Consider the following 11,497-nt stretch of genomic DNA (forward strand, 5'->3'; position numbering starts at 1 on the left):
ATGGGAAGGGGTTCAGTCGCGCCGGGCGCGGGCGGCCAGAAAGGCCGCGAGCGGGGCGCGATCTTCGGTCAGGATCAGGGGATCGCGATGGCCATCGCGCTGCGCCTGGCGCCGGTCGAGGTCGCGGCGCCAGCCGTCACGCAGGCGCACGCCCTGGCAGAGCAGCAATATGCCGAGGCTGGCGAAGCTGAAGCTGGCGAGGGCCAGCGCCATTTCAAGCGGCGCCGACGCCGGGCCGTCCAGGGTCAGGGCGCGATGCAGCAGCGAACTGCCGGCCGCCGCGCCGACGAGCAGCAGGCCCAGGCCACGCCAGGCGAGGTCGCGCCGGGTCATGATGCCCGGCTCCGTTGCCATGCCGGAGGAGCCGGGGCGGCGCGCGGCCGGATCGACAGGCGTCCGGTGAGCCGTGGCCGATCGCTGCGCCGCCCGGCATCAGCAGAGGCGGCAGGAGGAGGTCGGTGGGTCATGGGACAAGGGACTTAATGGCCCCCGTCGGTCAAATTCCAGCCGACCTCCGGCCCGTTTTCATAGTATTTGCATAGGGATGATCAGCGGCCGCCCAGCAGGCCGCTCTTCACCGTCAGTTGCAGCATCACCGCACGCGGGGCGCCGAGCGAACCCAATATGTCGCCTTCGCGCACGGCGTTGGTGCCGGTGCCGGCCGCGCTCGCGCCCACCACCGACCCGCCGACGATGATCAGCTTGTTGGTGAGGTTGCGGCCGATCAGCGACAATTCCCAGGGCTTGCCCGCGCCGCCATTGATCGAGAGGACGGCGTTGAGCTGGACATAATCATCCTGCAGCGTCCTGGGATTGCCCTCCGTTTGGGTGACATAGGCGCTGCTGTAATTGAAATCGACCGACAGCGAGCCACCGAGCCGGTCGGCGAAGCTGTGATCATAGGTGAAGCCGCCGGTGATCGCGATTTCGGGCGCGCGGAACAGGCGTTGGCCGGTCTGGTCCTGATTCTGATAGGGATTGGCGGCCGTGCCCCAGGTCGATTGCGGCAGATTGGGGTTGAGCGGATTGAGATTGCAGCCCTGCGCGATCGACTGGCCCGCATAGCAGCCGCCGATGAAATCGGTGTAGCGGGCGTTGTTGTAGGCGATCGCCGTATTGAACGTCAGGCCCGCGAGCGTGCGCGGCCGGATGGTGAGGCTGAGTTCCGCGCCCTTGATCTCCGCCCCGCCCGCATTCTGGGTCAGCTGGGTGAAGGAGGCGTTGTCGTAGCGCGACAACTGGAGCCCGCTATATTTATAATAATAGCCGACCAGATCGTAGAGGATCTGGCGATCGGCGACATAGCCCTTGGTGCCGATCTCGCCGCCCTTCGCGGTCATCTGGTCATAGGAGAGGTCGATCGCGGCGCGGCTCTGGTCGGCATCGGTGCGCAGCCGCGTCGGCACGGTGTTGAAGCCGCCCGAGGTGAAGCCCTCGCGATAGGCGGCGTAGACGGTGCGGTCGCTGTCGGGGCGCCAGGTGAGCGTCACGTCGGGCGAGAAATCGGTATAATTCTGCTTCGGGCCGAGAATCTGGATCGGGCTGCCGAGCGAGGTGCCGGTCAGCGACTTGTCTTCCCAGCTATAGCGGCCGCCGACGGCCAGTTCGAGCGGATCGGCGATCTTGTAGCGCAGCTGGCCGAAGACCGACGTCGCCTTGGTATGGACGTCATAATAGGTCGATCCGACCACGAAGGGCGTGCCGAAATTGGTGGTGAAGGCCTGACGCGTGAGGAAATGGGCGTCCTGGAAGAAACCGCCGACGAGGAAGTTCAATGGCCCGTCATAGTCGGACGCGAGGCGCAGTTCCTGGCTGAAGCCCTTGGCGGTGATGTCGTTCGACGCGCCGAAATAGGGATTGTTGGAGAAGGTGAAGCTGTCGACCGAGCGTTCGCGCAGACGGTAATAGCCGGTGACCGAGGACAGGGTATAGGCGTCGCCCAGATCCTGGTCGATGCTGAGCGAGGCGAGGAACTGCTTCGACTTCATGAAGGGCACGCCATCGCCATAGCTGGGATCGCTGGCGGCGGTCGCCGGCGCGAGGATGGCATCGTAGAAATTGCGGTTGAGCGTGCAGTCGGTCGAGCCATAGCGGCTGACGCCGGCGGGGCAGTAGATGATCTGGCTGAGGCCGGTGGGGCCGACGCCGTCCCGTTCGCGCTGGCCATAATTGACCTTCGCCTTGATCCGGGTCGATCCGCCCGCATCATAGGCCAGCGTGCCGCGGACGAAGACATCTTCGGAATTGAGGCTGTCGGCGCCGCGCCCCGGCGTGATGCCGGCGATCGGTTCGGCGACATTGCGGAACCAGCCATCCTCCTTGGAATAATAGCCGACGACGCGGGCGGCGAGGCCGTCGGTCAGCGGCACCGAGGCGCTGGCCTCGACAAAGCGCTGGTCGGCCATGAATTCATAGCCGGTGCGCAGCTTCGCCTCGAAATCCTTGCCCGGATCCTGGGAGATGAGCGAGACGATGCCGCCCGGACTGTTCTTGCCATAGAAGAGCGCCTGCGGTCCCTTCAGCACCTCGACCCGGCCAAGGTCGATCTGGCCGAGGCGGATGGCGTTGCCATAGCTGATCGGCACGCCGTCGAAATTCAGGGTCACGGCGGTTTCGGTCGAGGGGTTGGAGATGCCGGCGCCGATGCCGCGCAGGTTGATCGAGCCGCCGACCTGATTCTGCGATTCGGCGATGACCAGTTGCGGCACCTGCTGGCTGATCGCCTGGAAGCTGGTGGTGGCATAGCGTTCGATCTGGTCGGTCGAGAGCGCCGAGACGGCAACCGGTACGTCGATCAGCCGCTCGTCGCGCTTGCGGGCAGTGACGATGATCTCCCCTGCCCCGGCGTCAGCCTGGGGCGCGAGTGCGGCGGCATCCTGCGCCTGTGCGGTTGCGAGCATCAGGGCCGGGCCGGCAGCAACAGTCGCCAGCAGACGGCCGATCAGGGCCTGCTTCATATCATCCTCCCATTGGGTCAGGCCTTGTCGACAATGCCGCAAGGCTCATTCCATTCGGGATGATTATGATCCGAGGCCAATGGTCAGGCAAATTCGCCGAATTGACCGATGGGGCAAATGATCATCAGAAAAACATGCAGATCAACATGTTGATCAATTGCAGATAAGCGCCGAATTTACGGCATTTTTGATCTGAATATCATCGGATATTTTCGCCGATATTCACGATTCATGCACCACATCAAGGCGCATCGCTTTGACGATATATGGCAACATGTCGGCTGATCGAGATGAACGGCAGAAACGAAAAAGGGGCCGCCGGGCAGGCGACCCCCTTCGATATTCCTGTCACGTCGCCCGTACGGCGAACGGGCGACGGCCGATCAGTCGGCCTTGGACTGGAGATTGACGGCCGCGTACTTGCCGCGACGATCGACTTCCAGTTCGAAGTCCAGACGGTCACCCTCGTTCAGGGCGCCCATGCCGGCGCGCTCGACAGCGCTGATGTGGACGAAAGCGTCCGGCTGGCCGTCATCACGCTGGATGAAGCCGAAGCCCTTCATGGCGTTGAAGAACTTGACCGTGCCGCTGGCGCGTTCGCCGGTCAGCTGACGCTGCGGGCCACGCTCTGCACCACCGAAACCACCGGCGCGGGGCTCGCGCGGTTCACGCGGCGGCGCACGATCGGTCACGGGGAGCGGTTCGCCGTCGATGACCAGATCGGTCGCCGACACCTTGCCACCACGATCCACCAGGGTGAAGCCGAGCGGCTGACCTTCGGCCAGACCGGTCAGGCCGGCCTGCTCGACCGCGCTGATGTGAACGAACACGTCTTCGCCGCCATCGTCACGAACGATGAAGCCGAAACCCTTCTGGCCGTTGAAGAACTTGACGACACCCTTGCCTTCGCCAACGACCTGGGCCGGCATGCCGCGACCACCGCCGCCGCCGCCACCAAAGCCGCCACCGCCGAAGCCACCGCGGCCACCGCCGCCGAAACCACCGCCGCCGCCGCCGAAGCCACCGCGATCACCACCGCCGAAGCCACCACGACCACGATCACCACCGCCGAAGCCGCCACCGAAGCCGCCGCGGTCACCAAAGCCACCGCCGCCGAAGCCGCCGCCGCTGCCCTGGTCGTAGAAATTGTCGTCGCCGAAACCGTCGCGCTTGTCCTTGCCGCGCCCGCCGCGGCGCCCTCTGTCAAAACTCATGCCCTGTTAGTCACTTTCGCTTCGCCCCAAGACACATTGGACAAACATGTCGGGCGAATGACATGCACAATCCACCGCAAAGTCGCGGTTTGGGAATCACTATATCAAGTTTTCCGGGCAGCGCGAATGATTTCGCATATCGGGCAAAAAGAGCGCCCGCAGCGCCGATTTACAGGCCCTATCTGCCAAAGCCTTGATTGCGATATGGCCCGTTTCCCCATAGAGGGAAAAGTCATGACCGTCCATTTCCATGAAGAAGATCTGCCCGAGGGCGTCCTTGCCCCCGGCCCGATCGCCGTCGATACCGAAACCATGGGGCTCATCACCCCGCGCGATCGCCTGTGCGTCGTCCAGATCAGCGACGGCAAGGGCGATGAGCATCTGGTCCGCTTCAACCCCGGCAGCGATTATGCTGCGCCGAACCTGAAGGCGGTGCTGGCCGATCCGGAGCGGATCAAGATCTATCATTTCGGCCGATTCGATATCGCCGCGATCCAGCATTATCTGGGCGTGGTGGCAGCGCCGGTCTATTGCACCAAGATCGCGTCGAAGCTGGTGCGCACCTATACCGACCGCCACGGCCTGAAGGAGCTGGTCCGCGAACTGCTGGGCCAGGACATCAGCAAGCAGCAGCAGTCGAGCGACTGGGGCGGCCCGAACCTGTCCGACGCGCAGAAGGATTATGCCGCGTCCGACGTGCGCTTCCTGCACCAGCTGAAGACCGAACTGGACAAGCGCCTGACCCGCGAAGGACGGATGGAACTGGCCCAGGCCTGTTTCGACTTCCTGCCCCATCGCGCGGCGCTGGACCTGGCGGGCTGGCCCGAGAACGACATCTTCTCGCACATGTAAGCGACAGGGCGGCAGGCAGACATGTCCATCCAGGCCGAGCAACAGCGCAACGTCCGCCGCCATTGGGCCCGGCCCGGTGGCAGCCATGACAAGCTGGTGCGCCTGCTCAAAAATTATCTGCCGGTGGCGGTCGGCGTGCTGACCGCCCTGCTGGCCATGGCCCCCTTCACCGGCGGCGACAAGGTCAGCTTCGTGCTCGACAAGAACAAGGTCGAGGTGGCGAAGGAGCGGATGCGCGTGTCCGAGGCGCTCTATCGCGGGCAGGACAGCAAGGGCCAGCCCTTCTCGCTGCGGGCCGGTTCGGCCGTGCAGAAAAGCTCACGCGAGCCGATCGTCGACCTGAACGACATGGCCGCGCGCATCCTGCTGCCCGAAGGGCCGGCGGTGCTGAACGCGCAGAAGGGCCGTTACGACATGGAGACCGAGCGAGTCGCGATCGTCGGCCCGGTCCAGTTCGAGGCGGCCGGCGGATATCGCCTGGTCACCCGCGACGTCGGCATCGATTTGCAGACGCGGCGGATGAAGAGTGCGGGCCGGGTCGACGGGCGCATCCCGATCGGCACGTTCAGCGGCGACCATCTGGAAGCGGACATGAATGCACGCACGGTCACGCTCAACGGCCGGGCGACCTTGCGCATCGAACAAAATGGCCTCAAAGGGCAAAAGTGATGAAACGCACCCTCATCCTGTTGTCGACCGTTGCGCTGGGCGCGACCGGCCTCCTCTACGCCGGCGCCGATGCGCAGGTGTTCAAGAATCATGACAGCAATGCGCCGGTGAACTTCACCGCCGACCGGATCGAGGTGCAGGACCGCGCCGACCGGGTGGTGGTATCGGGCAATGTCGAGGTGACGCAGGCCGGCATGACGCTGAACGCCGCCCGCATGACCGTCGCCTACAAGCAGCAGCCCAATGGCGCGGCGAACACCGGCAATGGCGTGGAAATCCAGCGCATCGACGCGTCTGGCAATGTCGTCATCACCAAGGCCGACCAGACCGCGCGCGGCAATGTCGCCATCTATGACCTCAATGCCAAGCTGATCACCATGGTCGGCAATGTCTCGCTGACCCAGGGCGTCAACCGCCTGACCGGCGGACGGCTGGTGATGGACCTCAACAGCGGCCGCACCACGGTCGACGGCCGCTCGACCGGCGGCGCCGGCACATCGACCAGCCCCAGCGGCCGCGTGTCGGGCACCTTCACGGTGCCGCAGCGCAAGAACTGATCCGGGGTTCGGGAGGCCGGGCGACGCGTTTCAGGCGGTCCAACGGCTATCGATTCTCGTCATTGATGGCGGGCTTTGGCGGCTAACGACCAGAATCTGACGTTTCCTACTCCCCTCCCTTCCAGGGAGGGGCCGGGGGTGGGTGCGCCGCGTAGCGGCGGTCTACGGTCGATAGGGCAGAAGCTCGCTGCGCTCGCAACCCACCCCAACCCCTCCCTGGAAGGGAGGGGCTATGTCTTGTTTCCACCCAGAAGTGGGCATTCCTCCCCGGAACGGGGAGGTGGCAGCGCGAAGCGCTGACGGAGGGGCAGGTGCCTCTTGGCGCTGCGCTATCCGGCCTGTGCCCCTCCACCACTCGCTACGCGAGCGGTCCCCCTCCCCGTGCCGGGGAGGAATGTCTACTTCCCACCCTCCTGGCCATTTAGCTGGCATCGTGCCGATGCCGTCCCATATCCGGGACAGTCGCCCCATGGCCCCGGATGTTGCTTGCTCCGCACCAGGGACGCCGGCCTTTGGCTGCGTGGCTGCGAAATCCGTTATTTCTTCGGGAACAGCAGGGTGAAGATCATGCGGATGCCCCATTCGGGGCCGCCGTCGGGCGAGACGGCATAATATTTGCCGCCAAGGCCCACCTGCACCGCCTGATCGCCGACCTTGGTCAGTTGCGTGACGGTGAGATTGACCGGGATCAGCCAGTCCTTGCCCTTCCAGTCATAGGCCGCTTCGGCGTTGATGCCATAGGTGGTGGCGTGGGACGTAGTGTGGCTGAAGAAGGGCTGCATGAAGCTGGCGCTGACTTCGGAACGGTCATCCTTGCCGGCGATCGACCAGATATGGTTGCCGAGGAAACCGACCGTGTTCTGGCCCATCTGCTTGAGCAGCACGACGGTCGGGCCGGCGTTCCATTTGTCCCCACCCAGATAGCGATCGGTTGCCGAGGGATAGAGGATGGCGGGCCCCACGCCCCAGATGATGCCCTTGTTCGCCTTGGGCGAGAAGAAGAAGCTCTGGGTGATATCGCCAAGGCCGAAGGCATCCGTGCCCGGTCCCTGATAGCTATTCTGCGCGACGACCGGCACGATGGTGCGCACGATCATGTTCCAGTCCTTGCCGACGCTGATCGGCACCACCGGCTGGATATTCAGCGTCGACTTGATGCCATCATCCCCGGCGCCGAAATCGAGATTTTCCTGGAACGGCACGCTGATCAGGGAGGCGACCGGGTTGGACAATTGCAGCGCCAGATCCTGGTCGCTGCCGCCCGCCGGCGGTGGGCCGGAGGTGATGGCAGGCGCTGCCGGCGATCCCGCATCCTGCGCGATCGCCGGCAGCGGCGCCATGGCGAACAGGCCCGCGAGCCAGGCGATCTTGCGATGATATCCCGTCTGCATGGCCAAGCGCCTTCCCCTTTCGAACATTCTGCGCGGGGACAGAATGACCCGATCGAGAGCGGCGGCCAATCGCGGGCTTTGCGGAGATCGGCCGGGAATAATCCCTAGGGGCGCTCGTCCCAGCGCAACAGCCGCACCTGGCCCGGCGCATCGACGACCAGTTCGCCAAAGGCCCCGGTGCGCAGCTTGAGCTGGCCATGGGCGAGGCCCAGCGCCAGCAGGGCGAAGCGGGCGGCGCCGTTGCTGGTGACCAGCAATTCCGTCCCCTCCCCTTCTGCGGCGAACCAGGTGCGCCAGGCAGCGATGCGCGCGGGGGCGTCGACGGTCCAGCCATCGGGCACGATGCCGTCCCGGTCCCAGGCGGCGATCGCCGCTTCGCCAAGACGCGCCACGACGGTCGCCTCGGGCTGCCCCTCGTCCGGGCCATGGTCGATCTCGTCCAGCCAGGGCAGGATGGCGTCGACCGGATGGTCGAGCGCGGCCGCGATCGGCGCCGCGGTCTGGCGCGCGCGCTGCAACGGGCCGCTGTAGAGACGCACGGTGCCGAGCGACTGGGCCGCGAAATGGCTGGCGAGACGCTGGGCCTGGGCCATGCCGCTGTCGACCAGCGGAATGTCGGTGCCGGCCCCGACCCGGCGCGCATCGGCGCTGGAGGCGAAGGTGTTGCCGTGGCGGATGACGAAGATGCGCCGGCTCATGACAGGGCCGGCGTCGGGTCTCCATGGGCGGCGATCAGCGCCTCGACCCGCTGGATATCGGCCTCGGTATCGATGCCGCTGCTGTCGAAGACGGGCGGATCGACCGGGACGGTCATGATATCGATGCCCAGTTCCAGCAGCCGCAACTGCTCCAGCCCCTCCAGATTTTCGAGCGCCGTGGGCGGCGATGCCTCGAACCGGGCGAGCGCGTCATAGGCATAGCCATAAAGGCCGACATGGCGCCAGACGGGGGATATGGGGCCGGCGGCACGCAGCCTGTCCTCATCGCGGATGACGGGAATGATCGTCTTGGAAAACCAGAGCGCCCGGCCATCCGCACCGCGCGCGCAGGTCGTGCCGCTGAAGGGCGAGCGTTGCTTATGCTCGCGCAGCGCATCGAGCGCGGCCCAGTCGAGCCCGATCACCGGGGTCGCGACCTGCGCGCCGGCATCCAGCGCCTCGATCACCGCGCCCAGCGCCCCTTCGGGCTGGAAGGGAGAATCCCCCTGGAGATTGACGACGAAGTCGGGCTGGGTGGTCTGCGCGCGGGCGGCGGCGAGAGCGCGGCCCGAGCCGGTGGCGATCGCGCTATCGGTCATCACCGCGTCGCAGCCGGCGGCCTGCGCATGGGCTGCAATCTCGTCATCATCGGTGGCGACGACCAGAGCCACGCCGGCGCGCACGCCGATCGCCGCGCGTGCCATGGCGATCGTGCGATGCAACAGGCTGCGCCCCGCAATGAGGCGCAGCGGCTTGCGTGGCAGGCGGGACGACCCCGCCCGCGCCGGAATGACCACCAATATGGTCAGGCGACCCCGGCGTGCAGCAGGTCGTGCATGTGGAGCGCCCCGACCAGATCGCCATCCTCGCACACGAACAACAAGGTGATGTTGCGATCGTGCATGATGCGCAGCGCTTCCGACGCCAGTTCATCCGGACCGATCGTCTGCGGCGTCACGGTCATGAAACGGCCGACCGCGTCGGTCAGATTCTGCTTGCCGGTCACGGCCCTGCGCAGATCACCATCGGTGAAGGCGCCGATCAGTTGACCGCCCTGGTTGACGACGGCCGTGCCGCCCAACCGCGCACGCGTCATCTCGATCGTGGCGTCGAGTAGCGAGGAATCCTCGCACACCCGCGGCACGTCACTGCCCGCCGACATCAGCTCGCGCACCTTGACGAGCTGTGCGCCGAGCCGGCCATTGGGGTGGAATTTGTAGAAATCGTCAGCCGAAAAGCCGCGCATTTCCATCAACGACATCGCCAGAGCGTCGCCAAAGGCCATCTGCAAGGTGGTCGAAGTGGTCGGCGCCAGCATATTGGGGCAGGCTTCACGCACAGCCGGCATCAGCATGCAGACATCGGCGGCCTCGGCCACGGTGCTCTGCGCCTGCGCCGTCATCGCCAGCAGCGGGATGCCGAAGCGCTTGCAATAATGGATGATCGGCCCGAGTTCGGTCGATTCACCCGAGTGGGACAGCATCAGCACCACATCGTCCGGGGTCACCATGCCCAGATCGCCATGGCCGGCATCAGCCGGATGCAGGAACAGCGCCGGCGTGCCGGTGGAGGTCAGCGTCGCCGTCATCTTGCGCGCGACGATGCCGCTCTTGCCGATACCGGTAACGATCACGCGTCCACGGACATTGATGATGATTCCGACGAGCCGCAGAAAGGCAGCGGAAAATTCCCGGTCGGAAAATTTGGCTTCGAGTGTATTGAGCCCCCTGGCTGCCAGGGCGAGACTGCTGCACGCTGTCTCCACAATATGTACACCCGAGCCGAACGGTACGATCTTCGAAACTGTCGACACGCTTCTTGCCCTTTTTTCCGCGCATCGTCGCCGATATGTTCCGACTGACGCCCGCGGTGTCGATGCGCCTTGACCAGCGCAACGTCCATCCCTTGTTCCGCGACCCCAAGCCGATTTTGCAATCAGCACCCGGCAACTGTCTACGCCGTTTCAGGCACTTATGGCAATGCGTTTCGCAAGTGCAAAAAAGGCTCGCAGCATTGCGCGCCGGGCGAATTTCCCGAAAATTTCCGATGAAACGCCCAAAATTAGAGACAAGCCGAGGAACTTTTCCGCCTTTCGACACATGCCGAAATAGTCATCGGCCATGATAGTCGCGATACCAGCTGACGAATCGGGGTACGCCCGACTCGATCCCGGTGGTGGGCGCAAAGCCGATATCCTGGGCAATCGCACTGATGTCGGCGAAGGTCGCCGGCACGTCGCCCGGCTGCATCGGCTGGAAGTCCAGCTGCGCCTTGCGCCCCACAGCCTCCTCCAGCACGGCGATCAGGTGCATCAGCTCCTCGGGCCGGTTATTGCCGATATTGTAGAGCCGATGCGGCGCCCGGCTGCCGCCCGCCTTGAGCGCGCCGTCGTCGCCCGGCGGGGAATCAAGGCAGCCGATCACCCCGGCGACAATGTCGTCGATATAGGTGAAGTCGCGCTGCATCCGGCCATGGTTGAAGACCGGGATCGGTTCGCCGGCGAGGATCTTCTGGGTGAAGATCCACATCGCCATGTCGGGCCGGCCCCAGGGACCATAGACGGTGAAGAAGCGCAGTCCCGTCATCGGCACGCGGAACAGATGGGCATAGGTCTCGCTCATCAGCTCGTCGGCCCGCTTGGTCGCGGCATAGAGGGAGACCGGATGATCGGTGCGATCCTCCACGCGGAAGGGCAAGCTCTCATTGCCGCCATAGACGGATGAGGAGGAGGCGTAGACCAGATGACGCACCCGCCGTTCCCGCGCCAGTTCGAGCATGTTCACATGGCCGGCAAGGTTGGAGCGGACATAGGCATGGGGATTGATCAGCGAATAGCGCACGCCGGCCTGGGCGCCGAGATGGACGATCGCCTCGATCGGATGATCGGCGAGCAGCGCCTGAAGCGCGGGCATGTCGGCAAAGTCCAGCTCGGCGAAGGTGAACAGCTTGCCATGGCGCTGTTCGAGCGCCGCGATCCGGTCGCGCTTGAGCGAGACCTGATAATAGTCGTTGAGATTGTCGATGCCGATCACGGCGCGCCCATCGGCCAACAGCCGGTCGGCCACCGCCATGCCGATGAAGCCGGCCGCGCCGGTTACCAGGATCGTCAAAGCGTCATCCTCCTTGATCGGGCCGACAGGCGCGTCGCCGCCAGAGCCA

Annotated in this window: 12 protein-coding genes; 3 read left to right on the forward strand and 9 right to left on the reverse strand. The window is 65.1% G+C overall.

Annotated features, from left to right (window positions below):
* Positions 1–12: 12 nt before the first annotated feature.
* From ACI6S0_RS13480 to ACI6S0_RS13490, 3 genes are all read right to left on the reverse strand, one after another.
* Positions 13–333 (reverse strand): hypothetical protein, encoded by a 321-nt coding sequence (locus ACI6S0_RS13480; protein WP_313231730.1) that lies wholly within the window; start codon positions 331–333, stop codon positions 13–15.
* 215 nt (positions 334–548) lie between these two features.
* Positions 549–2,957, reverse strand: a complete 2,409-nt coding sequence (locus tag ACI6S0_RS13485) for a TonB-dependent receptor (RefSeq protein ID WP_434403334.1) — start codon at positions 2,955–2,957, stop codon at positions 549–551.
* 383 nt (positions 2,958–3,340) lie between these two features.
* Positions 3,341–4,171, reverse strand: coding sequence for a cold-shock protein (locus ACI6S0_RS13490; RefSeq protein WP_010338325.1), 831 nt, complete (start codon positions 4,169–4,171; stop codon positions 3,341–3,343).
* Positions 4,172–4,405: 234 nt separating this feature from the next.
* Between ACI6S0_RS13490 and ACI6S0_RS13495 the strand changes: the two genes are divergently transcribed.
* Genes ACI6S0_RS13495 through ACI6S0_RS13505 form a run of 3 tightly spaced genes read left to right on the forward strand, consistent with a single transcriptional unit; the run spans position 4,406 to position 6,249 of the window.
* The gene (locus tag ACI6S0_RS13495) at positions 4,406–5,023 is read left to right on the forward strand and encodes a ribonuclease D (protein WP_010338324.1); all 618 of its coding nucleotides are present in this window, start codon (positions 4,406–4,408) and stop codon (positions 5,021–5,023) included.
* Positions 5,024–5,044: 21 nt separating this feature from the next.
* A complete protein-coding gene (locus ACI6S0_RS13500; protein ID WP_004208264.1) occupies positions 5,045–5,692 on the forward strand; it encodes a hypothetical protein in 648 nt (215 codons plus the stop codon).
* Complete coding sequence (locus tag ACI6S0_RS13505) at positions 5,692–6,249, forward strand: LptA/OstA family protein (protein ID WP_004208265.1); 558 nt, start codon at positions 5,692–5,694, stop codon at positions 6,247–6,249. The genes ACI6S0_RS13500 and ACI6S0_RS13505 overlap by 1 nt, the downstream gene beginning before the upstream one ends.
* Before the next feature lie 536 nt (positions 6,250–6,785).
* Here the strand turns inward: ACI6S0_RS13505 and ACI6S0_RS13510 are convergent.
* The 6 genes from ACI6S0_RS13510 to ACI6S0_RS13535 all read right to left on the reverse strand — a co-directional run bounded on the left by ACI6S0_RS13510 (position 6,786) and on the right by ACI6S0_RS13535 (position 11,448).
* On the reverse strand, positions 6,786–7,640 hold the full coding sequence (locus ACI6S0_RS13510; RefSeq protein ID WP_434403335.1) for a hypothetical protein: 855 nt from the start codon (positions 7,638–7,640) through the stop codon (positions 6,786–6,788).
* A 104-nt stretch (positions 7,641–7,744) separates the two neighbouring features.
* Complete coding sequence (locus ACI6S0_RS13515; protein WP_434403336.1) at positions 7,745–8,338, reverse strand: histidine phosphatase family protein; 594 nt, start codon at positions 8,336–8,338, stop codon at positions 7,745–7,747.
* Entirely contained in the window at positions 8,335–9,135 is an 801-nt protein-coding gene (locus ACI6S0_RS13520) for a 3-deoxy-manno-octulosonate cytidylyltransferase (protein ID WP_434405948.1), read from the reverse strand. The genes ACI6S0_RS13515 and ACI6S0_RS13520 overlap by 4 nt, the downstream gene beginning before the upstream one ends.
* 8 nt (positions 9,136–9,143) lie before the next feature.
* Positions 9,144–10,151 (reverse strand): KpsF/GutQ family sugar-phosphate isomerase, encoded by a 1,008-nt coding sequence (locus tag ACI6S0_RS13525; protein ID WP_136187969.1) that lies wholly within the window; start codon positions 10,149–10,151, stop codon positions 9,144–9,146.
* Positions 10,152–10,301: 150 nt separating this feature from the next.
* Entirely contained in the window at positions 10,302–10,460 is a 159-nt protein-coding gene (locus ACI6S0_RS13530; RefSeq protein WP_434403337.1) for a hypothetical protein, read from the reverse strand.
* Positions 10,450–11,448 carry an NAD-dependent epimerase/dehydratase family protein gene (locus tag ACI6S0_RS13535; protein WP_279731111.1) on the reverse strand — a complete coding sequence of 333 codons (999 nt, stop codon included), beginning with the start codon at positions 11,446–11,448 and terminating at the stop codon, positions 10,450–10,452. Before ACI6S0_RS13535 ends, ACI6S0_RS13530 begins: the two co-directional genes overlap by 11 nt.
* Positions 11,449–11,497: the final 49 nt, after the last annotated feature.

It is taken from the genome of Sphingobium sp. DN12 (assembly GCF_051058005.1).
Taxonomy (GTDB): domain Bacteria; phylum Pseudomonadota; class Alphaproteobacteria; order Sphingomonadales; family Sphingomonadaceae; genus Sphingobium; species Sphingobium yanoikuyae.

Coding starts and splice junctions, on each gene's coding strand:
- ACI6S0_RS13480 (WP_313231730.1), bottom strand. CDS start 333: ATGACCCGGCGCGACCTCGCCTGGCGTGGCCTGGGCCTGCTGCTCGTC.
- ACI6S0_RS13485 (WP_434403334.1), bottom strand. CDS start 2,957: ATGAAGCAGGCCCTGATCGGCCGTCTGCTGGCGACTGTTGCTGCCGGC.
- ACI6S0_RS13490 (WP_010338325.1), bottom strand. CDS start 4,171: ATGAGTTTTGACAGAGGGCGCCGCGGCGGGCGCGGCAAGGACAAGCGC.
- ACI6S0_RS13495 (WP_010338324.1), top strand. CDS start 4,406: ATGACCGTCCATTTCCATGAAGAAGATCTGCCCGAGGGCGTCCTTGCC.
- ACI6S0_RS13500 (WP_004208264.1), top strand. CDS start 5,045: ATGTCCATCCAGGCCGAGCAACAGCGCAACGTCCGCCGCCATTGGGCC.
- ACI6S0_RS13505 (WP_004208265.1), top strand. CDS start 5,692: ATGAAACGCACCCTCATCCTGTTGTCGACCGTTGCGCTGGGCGCGACC.
- ACI6S0_RS13510 (WP_434403335.1), bottom strand. CDS start 7,640: ATGCAGACGGGATATCATCGCAAGATCGCCTGGCTCGCGGGCCTGTTC.
- ACI6S0_RS13515 (WP_434403336.1), bottom strand. CDS start 8,338: ATGAGCCGGCGCATCTTCGTCATCCGCCACGGCAACACCTTCGCCTCC.
- ACI6S0_RS13530 (WP_434403337.1), bottom strand. CDS start 10,460: ATGGCCGATGACTATTTCGGCATGTGTCGAAAGGCGGAAAAGTTCCTC.